Origin of the sequence: Mycobacterium sp. 663a-19 (assembly GCF_035616495.1) — a bacterium.
In the GTDB taxonomy this organism is placed as follows: Bacteria; Actinomycetota; Actinomycetes; order Mycobacteriales; family Mycobacteriaceae; genus Mycobacterium.
The window spans coordinates 85408-103631 of sequence record NZ_JAPJAV010000013.1 but is presented as its reverse complement, the minus strand read 5'-3'; the positions used below and the strand labels follow the sequence as shown (position 1 = coordinate 103631).

The following is an 18224-nucleotide window of genomic DNA, read 5'->3' as shown; positions in this document are numbered from 1 at the left end:
ACCAAAAACTCTAGGCCGCGCCGTCGCGGGCGGCCCGCAGCCGCCGCAGGCTGCGGTCGCGGCCCAGCAGTTCCAGCGATTCGAACAGCGGCGGGCTGACCGTTGTTCCCGTCGCGGCGACGCGGATCGGGCCGAACGCCTTGCGAGGTTTGAGCGCCAGACCGTCGACGAGCGCGGCCTTCAGCGCGGCCTCGATCCGCTCCGCGGTCCACTCCGTCACGCCGTCCAGCGCGGCCAGCGCCGCGTCCAGCACCGGCGCCCCCGCCGGGCCGAGCTCCTTGGCGGCGGCCTTCGGGTCGATCGCGTACTCGTCGTCGTTGAGAAACCTCAGCAGCTCCCACGCGTCCCCGAGCACCACGATGCGCGTCTGCACCAGCGCGGCGGCGGCGGCGAACGCGGCGTCGTCCAGCCCGACGCGATGGCCGTGCGCGTCGAAGTACCCGCGCAGTCGGGCGGTGAAGTCGTCGGCGCCGAGCATCCGGATGTGCTCGGCGTTGATCGCGTCGGCCTTCTTCTGGTCGAACCGGGCGGGGTTGGGGTTGACGTCACGGACGTCGAACGCCGCGACCATCTCGTCGGTGCTGAACACGTCGCGGTCACCGGCGATCGCCCAGCCGAGCAACGCGAGATAATTCAGCAGTCCCTCGGGGATGAAGCCCCGGTCGCGGTGGGCGAACAGATTCGACTGCGGGTCCCGCTTGGAAAGCTTCTTGGTGCCCTCGCCCAATACCGTTGGCAGGTGGGCGAATTCGGGGATGCGCTCGGCGACCCCGATCCGGATCAGCGCCCGGTACAGCGCCAGCTGACGCGGGGTCGACGGCAGCAGGTCCTCGCCGCGCAGCACATGCGTGATCCTCATCAGCGCGTCGTCGCACGGGTTGACCAAGGTGTATAAGGGATCTCCGCTCGCCCGGGTCAACGCGAAGTCGGGCACGCTGCCCGCCGTGAACGTGGTCGGCCCGCGCACCAGGTCGTCCCAGTGGAGGTCGTCGTCGGGCATCCGCAGCCGCACCACCGGCTTGCGGCCCTCGGCGAGGAACGCCGAGCGCTGCGCCTCGGTCAGCTCGCGGTCGAAGTTGTCGTAGCCCAGCTTCGGGTTGCGGCCGGCGGCGATGTGACGGGCCTCGACCTCCTCCGGCGTCGAAAAGGCATGGTAGGCCTCGCCGGACGCGAGCAGCTTGGCCACCACCTCCTGGTAGATGTCGCCGCGCTGCGACTGCCGGTACGGGCCGTACGGCCCGCCGACCTCGGGCCCCTCGTCCCAGTCCAGGCCGAGCCAGCGCAGCGCGTCGAGCAGCGCCAGATAGCTTTCCTCGGTGTCGCGGGCGGCGTCGGTGTCCTCGATGCGAAAGACGAAGGTGCCGCCGGTGTGCCGCGCGTAGGCCCAGTTGAACAGCGCGGTGCGCACCATGCCGACGTGCGGCGTGCCGGTGGGCGACGGGCAGAACCGGACTCGTACTGTCACGGCTTTCCTTTGCGGACTACGGGATTGGTGAGGGTGCCGATTCCCTCGACGCTGACCGAGACGATGTCGCCGTGCTCGATGGGGCCGACACCGGCCGGCGTTCCCGTCAGGATCAGGTCGCCCGGCAGCAGCGTCATCACGGCCGAGATGAATTCCACGATGGCGCCGACGTCGTGGATCATCAGCGAGGTCCGGCTGCGCTGCTTGACCTGGCCGTCGACCTCGGTGCGCAGTTCGAGGTCGCTCGGGTCCAGGTCGGTGACGATCCAGGGGCCGACCGGGCAGAAGGTGTCGTGGCCCTTGGCCCGGGTCCATTGGCCGTCGGCCCGCTGCTGGTCGCGCGCCGACACATCGTTGGCGATGGTGTAGCCGAGAATGTTGGCGGCGGCCTGCGCGGCCGGGACGTCCTTGCACGGACGGCCGATCACCACCGCCAGCTCGCCCTCGAAGTGGACCGGTGAGGCGTTGGCGGGCAACCGAATCGGCACGTTGGGGCCGATGATGGCGGTGTTGGGCTTGAGGAATATCACCGGACCTTCCGGTGCCGGGCCCGTTTGGCCGCCCATCTCCGCGATGTGGTCGGCGTAGTTCTTCCCGACGCAGACCACCTTGCCGGCCAGCATCGGGGCCAGCAGTCTGATGTCGGGCACCGGCCACGATCGGCCGGTGAAGGTCGGCGTGCCGAACGGGTGCTCGGCGATCTCGCGGGCGACCATCGCGGTGGGATCGTCCAGCTCGCCCTCGATGCTGACGAAGGCGACCCCGTCCGGGCTGGCGATTCGTCCAAGGCGCATTCGGGTCAGCCTAGTGAAATGGCAACTGACCCCTCGAACCGGTGTGCGGCTCCTCAGGTTGTTGTGGGTAGTTTGACCTGCAGTCCGCCGAGGCAGAGGTAGATCATCGAGGTCAGTGTTTGGGCGGAGTGGTGGCCGTAGCCGCGGGCATTGATGAGTCGGATCTTGGCGTTGATGCCTTCGATGAGTGCGTTGGAGATGCCTAGCTCGATCGCGGTGATGGCTTCGTGGAAGTAGACCTGCAGCCGCTTGGCGAGGTGAACGAAGGCGTTGATGCGGCTGCGTTTGGCCGCGGTGATCCACCGGCGCAGATACTGTGGAGCGCCGCCGGGTGGATGGTCGAGGCGGTAGATGTCGCGCAGCTGTTCTTTGAGCGTCCAGGCTCGGCCGATGCGTCGGTTGGTGCGGGAGATCTGGTTGACTAGTGCGCGTTTGTCGTCGGTGAGCTTGTTTTCCCCGGTGCGCAGCGCCCAGCGGGTGGCCTTCCAGTCTGGGGTGCTCATCGCGGCCCGTCCCGGCCCGGTGGCGGCCTCGGCATAGACCCGGTCCAGGGCGCGGTTGACCCATTGCATGATGTGGAACGGGTCATAACAGATGGTGGCCTGCGGGGCATGGGCGCGGGTGGCGCCGGTGTAGGCCTTGGAGACGTCCATGCTGACCACCTCGATGCCCGATACGATCGAATCCGGTTGGCTTTCATAGAAATTCGCTAGTGACTGCTCGCTGCGTCCGGGCTGGATGTCGATGACGGTGCCGGTGTCGTGATCACCGACGACGGTTAGATAGCGGTGGGGGGGTTGGGGTGGCGATAGCACACCTCATCGACACCGATCCGATACAGCGTCTCAAGACGACGCGCATCGAGCAGCTCGGCCACTCCGCGGTTGATGATCGCGGTGACGGTTTCCCAGCCGCAACGCATCAGGGTGGCCACCGAAGTGCGGTCGGTGCGCTGAGCCAGCCACAGCACCATGTCTTCGAAATCGCGGGTATGCCGCGCCGCCGGGCGCGCCCAGGGCAGCTCCTCGGTGCGCACCCCACAGTCCGGGCACTCCACCCGGCGAATCTCATAGACCAGCCACAGCCGGCATCGACCCAAGTCCAGGTGTCGCCAGGGGCGCCGCCGCCGGTCATAGACCGCGGAGCACACCATCCCGCACGGGCAGTGCAGCAGCCGGGCTTTGGGACGCAGGGTGACCTCGACGTCGCCCTCCGCGATGGCCACATCGGCCACCCACGCCCCGGGGATCTGCAATAGACGGTTAAATGCAGTAGAGACGCGCACGCGGATCGTCCTCCGGGTTGAGGTTGGTGTGGTAACCCCGAAACCTAGAGCCAGATCCCGTGCGCGTCCCTCATTTCACCCGCGAAACACCGATGACGTTGGGCCACAATCAAAAACGGCCCTGACCAGCACAAAGGCGCCCACGAAAACCCGTGGAGCGCCACCGGTGTGCGAGCATGGGCGAATGCCGACCGACCCGAACGCGGCGGGCCAACTCAGCACCGGGGCGCGCTGGTCGATCATGGTCGTCTCGCTGGGGGTGACGGCAAGTTCCTTCCTCTTCATCAACGGCGTCGCCTTCTTGATCCCCTCGCTGCAGTCCAGGCGCGGCATCCCGCTGGCCGAGGCCGGCCTGTTGTCGTCGATGCCGAGTTGGGGCATGGTCGTCACGCTCATCGGATGGGGCTACGTGCTGGATCGCGTCGGCGAGCGCATCGTGATGACCGCGGGCTCGGCGCTCACCGCGGCGGCGGCGTATGCGGCGGCGTCGGTGCAGTCGATGGTGTGGGTCGGGGTCTACCTGTTCCTCGGCGGCATGGCCGCGGCGAGTTGCAACACCGCCGGCGGCAGGCTGGTGTCCGGCTGGTTCCCGCCGAAGCAACGCGGCCTGGCGATGGGCATCCGGCAGACGGCGCAACCGCTGGGAATCGCGTTGGGGGCGCTGGTGATACCCGAGTTGGCCGAACGCGGTCCGCGTGCCGGGCTGATGTTGCCGGCCCTGGTGTGCACGGTGGCGACGGTGGCCAGCGCGGTCGGCGTCGTCAACCCGCCGGGGAAGTCCCGGAAGACGGCCACCGTGGCGGAGCTGGCCAACCCGTATCGGGGGTCGTTGGTGCTGTGGCGAATTCACGCGGTGGCGGGCCTGCTGATGATGCCGCAGACGGTGACCGTGACGTTCATGCTGGTGTGGCTGATGAACCACCACGGCTGGTCGGTCGGGGCCGCCGGCGTTTTGGTGACGCTGGCGCAGCTGCTCGGCGCGCTGGGCCGCGTCGCGGTCGGACGCTGGTCGGACCGGGTCGGCTCGCGAATGTGGCCGGTGCTCGTCATCGCCGCCGCCGCGGCCGTCACCCTGTTCCTGCTCGCGCTCAGCGACCGGGTGAATTCGCGATTCGACGTGCCCCTCATGATCGCCATCTCGGTGATCGCGGTGCTCGACAACGGCCTGGAGGCAACCGCGATAACCGAATTCGCCGGGCCGTTCTGGAGCGGCCGCGCGCTCGGCGTGCAGAACACCACGCAACGGCTGATGGCCGCGGCGGGCCCGCCGCTCTTCGGTGCGTTGATCGCGGCGGCCAAATACCCGACCGCGTGGGCGCTTTGCGGGTTGTTCCCGTTGCTGGCGATCCCGCTGGTGCCGACGCGGGTGCTCCCGCCCGGGCTGGAAACTACAGCGCGGCTGCGATCCGTTCGCCGACTTCGCTGGTGGAGAGGCGTCCTTGCGGGCGATTCGCCAGGTAGGCCGCGACCGCCCGGTCCACCCGGCCGGCGGCGTCGTCGTGGCCGAGATGGGCGAGCAGCAGCGCCACCGACATGATCGCCGCGGTCGGATCCGCGACGCCCTGGCCGGCGATGTCGGGCGCGCTGCCGTGCACGGGCTCGAACATCGAAGGGTTGGTCCGGGTGGCATCGATATTTCCACTGGCGGCCAAGCCAATTCCGCCGCACACCGCCGCGGCCAGGTCGGTGATGATGTCGCCGAACAGGTTGTCGGTGACGATCACGTCGAAGCGTCCCGGGTCGGTGACCATGAAGATGGTCGCGGCGTCGACGTGCTGATAGGCCACCTCGACCTCGGGGTATTCCTCACCGACCTCCGCGACGATCCGCGACCACAGCTTGCCCGCGAACGTCAGCACATTGTTCTTGTGCACCAGCGTCAGGTGTTTGCGGCGCAGCATCGCCCGCTCGAACGCGTAGCGCACCACCCGGCGCACACCGAACGCGGTGTTGACGCTGACCTCCGTGGCCACTTCGTTGGGCGTGCCCGCGCGGATCGCCCCGCCGGTGCCGGTGTAGGGGCCCTCGGTGCCCTCGCGCACCACCACGAAGTCGATGTCGGGGTTCCCGGCGAGCGGGCTGCTCACCCCCGGATACAGCCGGCCGGGTCGCAGGTTGATGTGGTGATCGAGCTCAAAACGCAGGCGTAACAACAGGCCTCGCTCCAGCACGCCGCTGGGCACCGACGGATCCCCCACCGCGCCGAGCAGGATGGCGTCGTGCTCGCGCAGCTCGGCCAGCACGGAGTCCGGCAGGAGTTCACCGGTGGCGTGGAAGCGGCGCGCACCCAGGTCGTAGTCCGTCTTCTGCACGCCCGGCAGCACCGCGTCGAGGACTTTGACCGCCTCGGCCACCACCTCGGGGCCGATGCCGTCGCCGCCGATCACCGCCAGTTTCACGACAGGTCAACGACTTCGAGCTTGTTGGCGCCCACCGCCTCCGCGATCGCCGACCGGACGTCGCCGGGCACGTCCTGGTCGAGCCGCAACAGGATCATCGCGAACGGGCCCTCGACATCCTCGGACAGCTGCGCCGCGTGGATGTTCACCCCGGCGCCGCCCAGTAACGTGCCGATCTTGCCCAACGCTCCGGGCTGGTCGACGTAATGGACGATCAGGTTGGTGCCCTCGGCGCGCAGGTCGAAGTGGCGGCCGTTGATCTGCACGATCTTGTGCACCTGCAGCGGCCCGGCCAGCGTGCCGGCGACGTTGACGGACGAACCGTCGGATCCGACCGCCCGTACGTCGACGACGCTGCGATAGTTGGGGCTTTCCGAGGCGGTGGTCAGTTCGGTGGTGACGCCGCGTTCGGCGGCCAGGGAAGGCGCGTTGACGAACGTGACCGGACCGTCGATGACCGCCGAGAACAACCCGCGCAGCGCCGAAAGCTTCAGCACCTCAACATCTTCGGAGGCCAGCTCGCCGCGCACCTCCACCGACAACGACACCGGCGGCGCGTCGGACAGCGTCGCGACCAGCACCCCGAGCTTGCGCGCCAGATCCAGCCAGGGCGCCACCTCCTCGTTGACCACGCCGCCGCCGACATTGACCGCATCGGGAACGAACTCCCCGGCCAGCGCCAGCCGCACGCTTTCGGCCACGTCGGTGCCGGCGCGGTCCTGCGCCTCGGCGGTGGAGGCCCCCAGGTGCGGGGTCACGACCACCTGCGGAAGCTCGAAAAGCGGGCTGTCGGTGCAGGGCTCGGTGGAGAACACGTCCAGGCCGGCGGCGCGGACGTGCCCGCTGCTCACCGCCTCGGCCAGCGCCGCCTCGTCCACCAGGCCGCCGCGCGCGGCGTTGACGATGATGACACCCGGCTTGGTCTTGGCCAGCGCCTCCTTGTCGATCAGGCCGGCCGTCTCGGGCGTCTTGGGCAGGTGCACCGAGATGAAGTCGGCGCGGGCCAGCACGTCGTCGAGGTCGAGCAGTTCGATGCCGAGCTGCGCGGCGCGCGCCGGCGCCACGTACGGGTCGTAGGCGATGACGTGGGTGCCGAAGGCCGCGATCCGCTGGGCGACCAGCTGGCCGATCCGGCCCAGCCCGACCACGCCGACGGTCTTGCCGAAGATCTCGGTGCCCGAGAACGACGAGCGCTTCCAGGTGTGTTCGCGCAGCGTGGCGTCGGCCGCCGCGATCTGTCGGGCCGCGGCCAGCAGCAGCGCGATCGCGTGCTCGGCGGCGCTGTGGATGTTCGAGGTCGGGGCGTTGACGACCAGCACGCCGCGCTCGGTGGCGGCGTCCACGTCGACGTTGTCCAGCCCGACGCCGGCGCGGGCGACGATCTTGAGCTTGGGCGCCGCGGCGAGCACCTCGGCGTCGACGGTGGTGGCCGACCGCACCAGCAGCGCGTCGGCCTCGCGCACCGCGGCCAGCAGCTTCTCCCGGTCGGGACCGTCGACCCAGCGCACCTCGACCTGGTCCCCCAGGGCGACGACGGTTGACTGGGCGAGTTTGTCGGCGATCAATACAACAGGCAAGTTCACCCGCCCAGGCTATAGGCCGGGGTATCGGCTCTAATTGACCGGTGGACGTCACCGTCGTCGGCAGCGGGCCCAACGGGCTGACAGCGGCCGTGATCTGCGCCCGCGCGGGGCTCAAGGTGCAGGTCGTCGAGGCCCAGCCGACCACTGGCGGGGGCGCGCGCACCGCGGCCGACCCGGAATTTCCCGGAGTCTCACACGACATCTGCTCGGCGGTTCACCCGCTGGCTCTGGCGTCGCCGTTTTTCGGTGAGTTCGACCTGCCCGGCCGCGGCGTGCGGCTGGCGGTGCCCGAGATCGCGTACGCCAACCCGCTGCCGGGCCGGCCCGCGGTGATCGCCTACCGCGACCTGGAGCGCACCTGCGCCGAGTTGACCGACGGCGCGTCGTGGCGGCGCCTGCTCGGGCCGTTGGTGGCCGACTCGTCCGCCGTGGTCGGATTGCTGCTCGGCGACAAGCGTTCGGTCCCGTCCTCGCCGCCGGCGGCGTTGCGCCTGGGCCTGCGGATGCTGGCCCAGGGCACCCCGGCGTGGGGGTCGCGGGCCGGGTTTCTGACCGGAGAGGACGCCCGCACGTTGTTCACCGGCGTTGCGGCCCATGTGATTTCGCGGATGCCCTCGATGACGGCGGCCGCCGCGGGGTTGATGCTCGCGACGCTCGCCCATTCGGTCGGCTGGCCGATTCCGGTGGGCGGCAGCCAGGCGATCAGCGATGCGCTGATCGCCGACCTGCGCGCGCACGGCGGCGAGCTGACCGTCGGCGCTGAAGTCACTTCTCCGCCAACCGGTGTCGTCGCGTTCGACACGGCGCCGACCGCGCTGCTGCGGATATACGGTGACGCGCTGCCCGCTCGGTACGCTAAGGCGTTGCACCGCTACAGCTTTGGGCCGGGCGTGGCCAAGGTCGACTTCGTGCTCGGCGACGAGATCCCGTGGTCGGACCCGCGGCTGCGGGACGCGCCGACGCTTCATCTCGGCGGCACCCGCGAGCAGATGGCACGGGCCGAGGCCGAGATCGCCGCCGGTCGCCACGCCCAGTGGCCGATGGTGCTGGCCGCCTCGCCGCACGTCGCCGACCCGGGCCGCATCGACGGCCGGGGCCGGCGCCCGTTCTGGACGTACGCCCACGTGCCGGCGGGCTCCACCGTCGATGCGACCGAGGCCGTGACCGAAGTGGTCGAGCGGTTCGCGCCCGGCTTCCGCGACATCGTGCTGGCGGCGCGTGCGGTGCCCGCCGCGCGGATGTCGGAGCACAACGCCAACTACGTCGGCGGTGACATCGGGATGGGCGGAAATTCGGCGTGGCGCGCGATCGCCGGCCCCACGCCGCGGCTGAACCCTTGGCGCACACCGATTCCCAAGGTGTACCTGTGTTCCGCGGCCACCCCGCCCGGCGGCGGCGTGCACGGCATGGCCGGCTACTACGCCGCGCGCACGTTGTTGCGCCGTGAATTCGGCTTGGGGATGCCGCCGTTGGGGCCCACCTAATCCGCCGAAAGTGAAACTGTTTCGAGATCTGGCCGAAAGATTCGCAACAGCTTCACGCTCGGCGCGAAGAGGCGAAGGCGCAAAGGGGATAACGGGGTTAGGCCGTTTCGGTGATCGGGCGGTCCACCCAGCTCATCAGGTCGCGCAGCTTCTTGCCGGTGACCTCGATGGGATGCTCGGCGTTCTCCTTGCGCAGCGCTTCGAGTTGCTTGTTGCCGCCGTCGACGTTGGCGACCAGCTTCTTGACGAAGCTGCCGTCCTGGATGTCGCGCAGGATCTCCCGCATCCGCTCCTTGGTGCCGGCGTCGATGACGCGCGGCCCCGACAGGTAGCCGCCGAACTCGGCGGTGTCGGACACCGAGTAGTTCATCCGGGCGATGCCGCCCTCGTACATCAGGTCGACAATCAGCTTGAGCTCGTGCAGCACCTCGAAGTACGCCATCTCCGGCGGGTAGCCGGCCTCGACCATCACGTCGAAGCCCGCCTTCACCAATTCCTCTGTGCCACCGCACAGTACGGCCTGCTCACCGAACAGGTCGGTCTCGGTCTCGTCCTTGAACGTGGTCTTGATGACCCCGGCCCGGGTGCCGCCGATGGCCTTGGCGTAGGACAACGCCAGCGCCTGGCCGTTGCCGGTGGGGTCCTGCTCGACGGCGATCAGGCAGGGCACGCCCTTGCCGTCGACGAACTGGCGGCGCACCAGGTGCCCGGGGCCCTTGGGGGCGACCATCGCGATCGTGACGTCGGCGGGCGGCTTGATCAAGCCGAAGTGGATGTTGAGCCCGTGGCCGAAAAACAGTGCGTCGCCGGCCTTCAGGTTGGGCTCGATGTCGTTCTTGAAGATGTCGGCCTGCGCGGTGTCGGGCGCCAGCAGCATGATCACGTCGGCCCACTTGGCGACCTCGGCGGGGGTGTCGACGTCCAGGCCCTGCTCGGACACCTTGGCCCGCGACTTCGAGCCCTCCTTCAGCCCTACGCGCACCTGCACGCCCGAGTCGCGCAGGCTCAGCGAGTGCGCGTGCCCCTGGCTGCCGTATCCGATGACGCCGACCTTGCGGCCCTGGATGATCGACAGGTCTGCGTCGTCGTCGTAAAACATCTCTAATGCCACTGCTGGACTTCTCCTTGTCTGCTATTTGGCGGACCCGATGCCGCGCGAACCGCGCGACATCGAGACCATCCCGGACTGCACGATTTCACGGATGCCGAATGGTTCCAGGACCCCCAACAGCGCGTCGATCTTGCCGCGATCGCCGGTGGCCTCGATGGTCAGCGCCTCCGGTGACACGTCAACCACCTTGGCGCGGAACAGGTTTACGGCCTCGATCACCTGACTGCGGGTGCCGGCGTCGGCGCGCACCTTGATCAATGCCAGCTCCCGGGACACCGAGTTCTGCTCGTCCTGCTCGATGATCTTGATCACGTTGATCAGCTTGTTGAGCTGCTTGGTGACCTGCTCGAGCGGGGTCTCCTCGGCGGAGACCACGATGGTCATCCGCGACATGTCCTTCTGCTCGGTGGCCCCGACCGCCAACGACTCGATGTTGAACCCGCGCCGCGAGAACAGCGCCGCCACCCTCGCGAGCGCACCGGGTTTGTCCTCGACCAGCACCGACAACGTGTGCGTCTTCGACACGCCACTCATGCGTGCCCTTCGCTTTCGTCGTCGAACAGCGGCCGGATGCCCCGGGCCGCCTGGATCTCGTCGTTGCTGGTGCCGGCGGCCACCATCGGCCACACCTGCGCATCGGCGCCCACGATGAAGTCGATCACCACCGGGCGGTCGTTGATCGCGCGCGCCTGGTTGATCACGTCGACGACGTCTTCGGAACGCTCGCAACGCAATCCGACACACCCCAGCGCCTCGGCCAGCTTCACGAAGTCCGGAATGCGATGCGAGTGCGTCGCCAAATCGGTTTGCGAGTAGCGCTCCTCGTAGAACAGGCTCTGCCACTGCCGCACCATGCCCAGGTTGCCGTTGTTGATCAGCGCCACCTTGATCGGCGCGCCCTCGATCGCGCAGGTGGCCAACTCCTGGTTGGTCATCTGGAAGCAGCCGTCGCCGTCGATCGCCCAGACCTCCGCGTCGGGGCGGGCGATCTTGGCGCCCATGGCCGCCGGGATCGCGAACCCCATGGTGCCCAGGCCGCCGGAATTGAGCCAGGTGCGCGGCTTTTCGTAGCGGATGAACTGGGCGGCCCACATCTGGTGCTGCCCGACGCCGGCGACGTAGACGGCGTCCGGACCGGCGATCTCGCCCAGCTTCTCGATGACGTACTCCGGGCTCAGGCTGCCGTCGCTCTGCGGCCCGTAGCTCAGCGGATAGGTGGACTGCACCTCCTGCAGGTATCGCCACCAGTCGGTCATGTCGAGCTTGCCGGGAATCTCGTAGTGCCGCAGCATCGCGATGAGCTCGGTGATGACGGCCTTGACGTCGCCGACGATCGGCACGTCGGCGTGCCGGTTCTTGCCGATCTCGGCCGGGTCGATGTCGGCGTGGATGACCTTGGCCTCGGGCGCGAACGAGTCGAGCTTTCCGGTGACCCGATCGTCGAAGCGGGTGCCCAGCGCGATCAGCAGGTCGCTGCGCTGCAGCGCGGCCACCGCGGCGACGGTGCCGTGCATGCCGGGCATGCCCAGGTTCTGCCGATGGCTGTCCGGGAAGGCGCCGCGCGCCATCAGCGTGGTGACGACGGGAATGCCGGTCAGCTCGGCCAGGTCCCGCAGCTGCTCGGTCGCCTCGCCGCGGATCACACCGCCGCCGACGTAGAGCACCGGCTTGCTCGCGGCGCCGATCAGCTTCGCGGCCTCGCGGATCTGCCGGCTGTGCGGTTTGGTGTTGGGCTTGTAGCCGGGCAGGTCCATGCGCGGCGGCCAGCTGAACGTGCACTGCCCCTGCAGCACGTCCTTGGGGATGTCGACGAGCACGGCGCCCGGGCGCCCCGAGGACGCGATGTGGAACGCCTCGGCCAGCACCCGGGGAATGTCGTCGCCGGAGCGGACCAGGAAGTTGTGCTTGGTGATCGGCATCGTGATGCCCGAGATGTCGGCCTCCTGGAACGCGTCGGTGCCGATCAGCCCGCGACCGACCTGCCCGGTGATGGCGACGACGGGAATCGAGTCCATCTGCGCGTCGGCCAGCGCGGTCACCAGGTTGGTGGCCCCCGGACCCGACGTGGCCATGCAGACCCCGACCCGCCCGGTCGCGTGCGCGTAACCGCTGGCGGCGTGGCCGGCGCCCTGCTCGTGGCGCACCAGCACGTGGCGCAGCTTCTTCGAGTCGAACAGCGGGTCGTAGACGGGCAGCACCGCGCCGCCCGGAATGCCGAAGATGACGTCGACGTCGAGCTCCTCCAGCGACCGGATCACCGACTGGGCGCCGGTCATCTGCTCCGGTGCGACGCGCTTCGACTGCGCGGCTTTTGCGGGTGGTTTCGGCGCGCCGTTGGCCGCTTCCTGCGACCCGGCGTGTGGCCTCGTGGGTGCGCTCACTCTCGTCCTCTTAATCCTCGTTCATCGGATGTCTCGCCCTGGGCAACAAAAAACCCCCGTCAGCTCGGCCGCTGTACGAGGGTGCGTTGGTGCTGGATCGCTTCAAATGCCGAAGTACTAGTCAGCCACCAACGCGCCGACTGATTACTACGAGCATCCCGGTATCCATAGCGTCCGACGGTAGCCTTCGCACTGCTCAGCCGTCAAATCCGGTGCGTGAAATGATGCTCGGGTGGCCACCGGTTCGCAGCCCCCGGCACCCCCGCCCGTCGTGATCAAGATTTCACCGATGGCGCACATCGCCGTCGGGTTCTTGACCCTCGGGTTGTTGATCCCGGTCCTGGCCTGGCCGCCGTCCGCGCCGCTGCTCGCCATCCCGGTGGTGTTGTCGGCGATGGTCTTCCGGCTGCGGACGGTCGCCGACGACCGGGGCGTGACGGTGCGGACCCTGCTGGGCAGCCGGGCCGTGCCCTGGGACGACATCGACGGGCTGCGCTTTCACCGGGGATCCTGGGCGCGAGCCCGCCTCAAGAGCGGGGCGGAGCTGCGGCTGCCCGCGGTCACGTTCGCGACGCTGCCGCTGCTGACCCAGGCCAGCTCGGGACGGGTGCCCAACCCCTACCGGTAACGGATCGTCTCAGGCCAGCGGGTTGACCCCGTTGAGCATCACCCACACGGCGACACCGCCGGCGATGCCGGCGAGCAGGGCCACGAACGACCCGATGAAGGGTCGATGCGCCCAGCCCCGGCGGGCGTCGAGGCCGTAGCGGCCCGGGCCGGTCAGGATCACCGCGACCGCGAGGACGATCAGGGTGATCTGGTACTCGTGGCCGTCCGGCAGGAAGTAGGAGAACGCGTGCGAACGCGGCTTCGCCGAGATGGTGGCGAGCAGGCCGTTGATCAAGAACGCCAGCGCGCCGGCCGCGGCGATCGGGGTGAACAGCCCCAGCACCAGCAGCGCGGCCGCGACGAGCTCGCCGCCGGCACTGGCGTAGGCCAGGATGTCGGCGTGCTGGTAGCCGGCGTCGGACAGCGAGTTCTTGAACCCGGTCACCCCCGAGCCGCCCCACCACCCGAACAGCTTCTGCAGCGCGTGGGCGCCCAACACCACTCCGAGCCCGACCCGCAACACCAGCAAACCGAGATGCTGGGTGCCACGCTTGCCGACCACCGGGTGCCGCTCGTCGTCCTCGGCCGCATCGATCTCGGCGGGCTCGGCCGCCGCGCTGCCCGACGCCGGCTGCGGCTGCACGTAAGGCAGCGGTTCCTGCTGGTCGAGCAGGTGATACGACGAGCCGCCCGCCGGGCCCGGGTCCTGGTAGGGGATCACGGTGGTGGTTCCGAAGTCGCCCGGGTAGCCGACCGGGGTCAGGTCGTCTTCCGGGTCGACCACCCGCGCCGTGGCGGGGCGCGCCGGGATCGGCTCTTGGCCTTCGTCGGGCCGTTCCCAATGTCCGTCATCAGGTTGACTGGTCACGGGTGTCAGGGTAAGGGCAGTTGCCCCCGAATTGGGGATTTGAGCGGCGCTTTCGCCGAGGAATCGGCGCAAACCGTGCCAAATCGGCCCGGTTTGTCACCAATCGGTCTCGGCGCCGTTCCGAAACGGTGAACTCCCGCCCGAGCCGGCCCCGGCGGGCACGTCCGTGGCGGCGTGTGGCGTTCAAGCCCGCAATGTCCGTAGCCTGTCGATCATGCGAGTGGGGCGATCACGGCGGGCGGTTCGGTGCGGGCTCGCCGCGCTGTCCGCGGTGATCCTGGTTTCGAGCGGCTGCGCAAAGTTCAACGACGCCCAGTCGCAGCCGTTCACCACCAACCCCGAGCTCAAGCCCCAGCCCAGCTCGACGCCTCCCCCGCCGCCGCCGCTGCCGCCCACACCGTTCCCCAAGGCGTGCCCCGCGCCCGGGGTGATGCAGGGCTGCCTGGAGAGCACCAGCGGCCTCATCATGGGGCCCGACAGCAAAACCGCCCTGGTCGCCGAGCGCACCACCGGGGCGGTCAAGGAGATCGCCGTCAACGCCGAGCCGAAGGTCAAGATGGTGATCCCGGTCGACCCGTCCGGCGACGGCGGCCTGATGGACATCGTGCAGTCGCCCACCTACCAGCAGGACCGGCTGATGTACGCCTACATCAGCACGCCATCGGACAACCGGGTGATCCGCATCGCCGACGGCGACATCCCGAAGGACATCCTGACCGGGATTCCCAAGGGCGCCACCGGAAACACCGGGGCCCTGATCTTCACCAGCCCGACCACGCTGGTGGTGCTGACCGGCGACGCGGGCAACCCGGCCATGGCCGCCGACCCCAAGTCGCTGGCCGGCAAGGTGCTGCGCATCGAGCAGCCCACCACCATCGGCCAGGCACCGCCGACGACGGCGCTGTCCGGCGTCGGCGCCGGCGGCGGCCTGTGCACCGACCCCGTCGACGGCTCGCTGTATGTCGCCGACCGCACCCCCACCGCCGACCGGTTGCAGCGCATCACCAAGACCTCCGAGGTCTCCACGGTGTGGACGTGGCCGGACAAGCCCGGCGTGGCCGGGTGCGCGGCCATGGACGGGACGGTGCTGGTCAACCTGATCAACACCAAGCTGACGGTCGCGGTGCGGCTGGCGCCGAACACGGGCGCGGTGACCGGTGAGCCCGACGTCGTCCGCAAGGACACCCACGCCCACGCGTGGGCGCTGCGGATGTCGCCGGACGGCAACGTCTGGGGCGCCACCGTCAACAAGACCGCCGGCGACGCCGAGAAGCTCGACGACGTCGTGTTCCCGTTGTTCCCGCAGGGCGGCGGCTTCCCGCGCAACAACGACGACAAGACCTAGTCGCGCTAGCCCTGACCGCAGGCCGACAGGACCAGCTCGCGCACCCGCGCCGCGTCGGCCTGCCCGCGGGTGGCCTTCATCACCGCACCGACGATCGCGCCCGCCGCGGCGACCTTGCCGCCGCGAATCTTCTCCGCCACATCGGGATTGGCGGCCAGCGCCTCGTCGACGGCGGCCTGGGTCACCGAGTCGTCGCGCACCAGCTCCAGGCCGCGCGCGGTCACCACCTGCTCGGGCTCGCCCTCCCCCGCCAGCACGCCCTCCACCACCTCGCGGGCCAGCTTGTTGGACAGCTTCCCCTCGTCGACCAGTGCGATCACCTTCGCGACCTGGGCCGGGGTGATGGGCAGTTCGTCCAACGCGATGTTGGCCTCATTGGCCTTCTGCACCAAGAAGTTTCCCCACCAGGAGCGGGCCTCCTTGCTGGACGCGCCCTGCGCAACGGTCGCGGCGACCAGTTCGACGGCGCCCGCGTTGACCAGGTCGCGCATCACCTCGTCGGATACGCCCCACTCCTGCTGAATCCGCTTGCGGCTCAACCATGGTAGCTCGGGAATGGTCTGCCGCAGCCGCTCGACGAGCTCGCGGCTGGGCGCGACGGGCTCCAGGTCGGGCTCGGGGAAATAGCGGTAATCCTCGGCGGTCTCCTTGACGCGGCCCGGGCTGGTGTAGCCGGACTCGTGAAAGTGCCTGGTTTCCTGGATGATTCGGCCACCCGACGCCAAAACGGCGCCCTGGCGCTGCATCTCGTAACGCACGGCGACCTCGACACTCTTCAGCGAGTTGACGTTCTTGGTCTCGGTCCGGGTGCCGAACTCGGCCGTCCCGACCGGCTTCAGCGACACGTTGGCGTCGCATCGCATCGAGCCCTGGTCCATCCGGACATCGGAAACGCCCAACGCGCGCAACAGGTCTCGCAGCGCCGTCACATAGGAGCGGGCGATCTGCGGGGCCCGCGCCCCGGCCCCGACGATGGGCTTGGTGACGATCTCGATCAGCGGCACCCCGGCCCGGTTGTAGTCGATCAGCGACGTCGTCGCGCCGTGGATGCGGCCCGTCTCGCTGCCGATGTGGGTGAGCTTGCCGGTGTCCTCCTCCATGTGGGCGCGCTCGATTTCCACCCGCCAGGTGCTGCCGTCTTCCAGGGGCGCGTCGAGGTGGCCGTCGATGGCGATCGGCTCGTCGTACTGCGAAATCTGGTAGTTCTTCGGCATGTCCGGATAGAAGTAGTTCTTCCGGGCGAAGCGGCACCAGGGCACGATCTCGCAGTTGAGCGCGAGCCCGATCCGGATCGCCGACTCCACCGCGGCCTGGTTGAGCACCGGCAGCGAACCGGGCAGGCCCAGGCACACCGGGCACACCTGCGTGTTGGGCTCGGCGCCGAATGTGGTGGCGCAGCCGCAGAACATCTTGGTCGCGGTGGACAGCTCGACGTGCACCTCGAGGCCCAGCACCGGGTCGAAGCGCGCGACGACGTCGTCGTAATCCAGCAGGTCAGCGCCCGAAGCCCGGGGCGCGCCGGCGGCAACAGTCATGGGGTCGATCCTAGTGGTGATCGCGAGGGCGGCAGGGCCGGGCGGCTATCCGCGGGCCCGCTCGATGCGCCTGCCCGGGGCCATGCCGGCCAGCGCGGCCGCCAGCTCCAGGTAGGCACGCCGGCTTTCCCTGCTCAACCGGTCCAGCCCGATCTCCTTGCCCTCGTGCACGTGCCGATCGAACGGCAACTCCACGGTGGTGGCGACCCGGGCGGACAACTCCTCGAGTTCCTTGAACGCCACCGCATCCGGCTTGGCCGGCTCGATGTGGTTGATCGCGAGCACCGTCGACTTCATCAGCCGCGGATATCCGTTGTGGCACAACCACTCCAGCGTCGTCCGGGTCTTGCGCACGGCGTCGATGGAGGTGCTGGTGACCAGCACCAGCGCCCGCGACTCCGGCAGCACGGCGTCCATCACGGCCGAGTTGACCGCCTTGACGCAGTCGATCAGCATCACCGAATACTGGTTGCGCAGAATCGAGAACGCCTTGACCACGTCGGGGCGATCCAGTCGCCAGTCGGTGCGCGCATAGTCCGGCAGCCCGAGCACTTCCAGCCCGAAGCTGTTCATGTGGGTGTGCGCCCGGATGTCCCGGTACTGCGTTGGCGAATCGTCCAGCAGCAGGTCGGCCATGCTGAGCGGGTTCCGCCGGCCATGCCGGTCGGCCAGGTCCCCGCCGTCGAGGTCGACGGCGATCACCCGGTCGTCGCGCACCCGGGCGAACGTCGAGCCGAGCGCCTCGACCACCGCGGTCTTGCCGACGCCGCCCTTGAAGTTGAGGACCGCGATGGGAAACACCCCGCCCAGCACCGTGCGCCGGATGCGCTCCTCCAGCTCGTGCTCGTACGTCGTCGCCTTGCCCGGACCCAGATCGATTCCGGTGACGCGGCGGATCAGGTCTCGCCAGCTGAACCCGGCCGAATCCGCTTCGTCAAGCCGGTTGAGGCCGTCGAGCGCGGTCCCGCCGCGCAGCAGCTCGGGGCGAAACCACGGCGGGGGCACCCGCCGCGGCGGGGCGGGCGCGGTCGGCGGCGCCGGCTGGGCCGGTCCGGATAGCTGTCGGCGCTCGGCCGCGCCGCGACGGTAGGGTTCCGGCGCGGTGACCGCCGTCGGGTCGGCGTCGGCGCGCCTGGAAGCTGCAGGTGACGGGCGCCCTCGCGGGCCCGCTCCCCCCGCCGGTCCGGCGGATTGCTGAACCATTCCGCGAACCGAACCGCGGTTGCTCATAGCCCCGGTATAGCCCCTTGGGACCCGCGGTTAAACCACGAAAATGTGCCCGGCCACCGGGACCGGGCACTTCGGCGGGCAAATTCAGCCAATCGTCAGGCCGGTGCTACCCGATGTTTGCCCGATCCAGCTCGC

Annotated in this window: 13 protein-coding genes and 2 pseudogenes; 4 read left to right on the top strand and 11 right to left on the bottom strand. The window is 69.2% G+C overall.

Annotated features, from left to right (window positions below; translation table 11 throughout):
* Positions 1-10: 10 nt before the first annotated feature.
* From gltX to OQ968_RS24935, 3 genes and pseudogenes are all read right to left on the bottom strand, one after another.
* Positions 11-1465, bottom strand: coding sequence for a glutamate--tRNA ligase (gltX, locus tag OQ968_RS21275; RefSeq protein ID WP_324681257.1), 1455 nt, complete (start codon positions 1463-1465; stop codon positions 11-13).
* On the bottom strand, positions 1462-2259 hold the full coding sequence (locus OQ968_RS21270; RefSeq protein ID WP_324681256.1) for a fumarylacetoacetate hydrolase family protein: 798 nt from the start codon (positions 2257-2259) through the stop codon (positions 1462-1464). The genes gltX and OQ968_RS21270 overlap by 4 nt, the downstream gene beginning before the upstream one ends.
* 53 nt (positions 2260-2312) lie before the next feature.
* Positions 2313-3544 (bottom strand): annotated as a pseudogene (locus OQ968_RS24935) (ISL3 family transposase).
* Between OQ968_RS24935 and OQ968_RS21255 the strand changes: the two are divergent.
* Positions 3477-4799, top strand: a pseudogene (locus OQ968_RS21255) (MFS transporter); the annotation flags it as partial. The pseudogenes OQ968_RS24935 and OQ968_RS21255 sit on opposite strands and share 68 nt — an antisense overlap.
* Before the next feature lie 133 nt (positions 4800-4932).
* Here OQ968_RS21255 and OQ968_RS21250 read toward each other — a convergent pair.
* Together OQ968_RS21250 and serA are read right to left on the bottom strand one after the other, a co-directional pair.
* Positions 4933-5943, bottom strand: a complete 1011-nt coding sequence (locus OQ968_RS21250; protein WP_324681253.1) for a 3-isopropylmalate dehydrogenase — start codon at positions 5941-5943, stop codon at positions 4933-4935.
* Positions 5940-7526, bottom strand: coding sequence for a phosphoglycerate dehydrogenase (gene serA, locus OQ968_RS21245; RefSeq protein ID WP_324681252.1), 1587 nt, complete (start codon positions 7524-7526; stop codon positions 5940-5942). The genes OQ968_RS21250 and serA overlap by 4 nt, the downstream gene beginning before the upstream one ends.
* 41 nt (positions 7527-7567) lie before the next feature.
* On the opposite strand from serA, the gene OQ968_RS21240 reads away from it, so the two are divergent.
* Complete coding sequence (locus OQ968_RS21240) at positions 7568-9010, top strand: NAD(P)/FAD-dependent oxidoreductase (RefSeq protein WP_324681251.1); 1443 nt, start codon at positions 7568-7570, stop codon at positions 9008-9010.
* A 97-nt stretch (positions 9011-9107) separates the two neighbouring features.
* Here OQ968_RS21240 and ilvC read toward each other — a convergent pair whose 3' ends face one another.
* The 3 genes from ilvC to OQ968_RS21225 are packed head-to-tail and all read right to left on the bottom strand — an operon-like array spanning position 9108 to position 12502.
* Complete coding sequence (ilvC, locus tag OQ968_RS21235) at positions 9108-10109, bottom strand: ketol-acid reductoisomerase (protein WP_324681304.1); 1002 nt, start codon at positions 10107-10109, stop codon at positions 9108-9110.
* A 33-nt stretch (positions 10110-10142) separates the two neighbouring features.
* On the bottom strand, positions 10143-10655 hold the full coding sequence (gene ilvN, locus OQ968_RS21230) for an acetolactate synthase small subunit (protein WP_324681250.1): 513 nt from the start codon (positions 10653-10655) through the stop codon (positions 10143-10145).
* Complete coding sequence (locus tag OQ968_RS21225; protein WP_324681249.1) at positions 10652-12502, bottom strand: acetolactate synthase large subunit; 1851 nt, start codon at positions 12500-12502, stop codon at positions 10652-10654. Before OQ968_RS21225 ends, ilvN begins: the two co-directional genes overlap by 4 nt.
* A 289-nt stretch (positions 12503-12791) precedes the next feature.
* On the opposite strand from OQ968_RS21225, the gene OQ968_RS21220 reads away from it, so the two are divergent.
* Positions 12792-13130, top strand: coding sequence for a PH domain-containing protein (locus OQ968_RS21220; RefSeq protein WP_324681303.1), 339 nt, complete (start codon positions 12792-12794; stop codon positions 13128-13130).
* Between the two features lie 9 nt (positions 13131-13139).
* Here OQ968_RS21220 and OQ968_RS21215 read toward each other — a convergent pair whose 3' ends face one another.
* Positions 13140-13979: a DoxX family protein gene (locus OQ968_RS21215; RefSeq protein WP_324681248.1), complete on the bottom strand. Its 840-nt coding sequence runs from the start codon at positions 13977-13979 to the stop codon at positions 13140-13142.
* A gap of 214 nt (positions 13980-14193) precedes the next feature.
* Here OQ968_RS21215 and OQ968_RS21210 point away from each other — a divergent pair, with 214 nt between their 5' ends.
* Complete coding sequence (locus tag OQ968_RS21210; RefSeq protein ID WP_324681247.1) at positions 14194-15324, top strand: sorbosone dehydrogenase family protein; 1131 nt, start codon at positions 14194-14196, stop codon at positions 15322-15324.
* A gap of 5 nt (positions 15325-15329) precedes the next feature.
* Here OQ968_RS21210 and gatB read toward each other — a convergent pair whose 3' ends face one another.
* Positions 15330-16859 carry an Asp-tRNA(Asn)/Glu-tRNA(Gln) amidotransferase subunit GatB gene (gene gatB / locus OQ968_RS21205; protein WP_324681246.1) on the bottom strand — a complete coding sequence of 510 codons (1530 nt, stop codon included), beginning with the start codon at positions 16857-16859 and terminating at the stop codon, positions 15330-15332.
* A gap of 45 nt (positions 16860-16904) precedes the next feature.
* Positions 16905-18089, bottom strand: coding sequence for a MinD/ParA family protein (locus OQ968_RS21200; RefSeq protein WP_324681245.1), 1185 nt, complete (start codon positions 18087-18089; stop codon positions 16905-16907).
* Between the last annotated feature and the right edge of the window lie 135 nt (positions 18090-18224).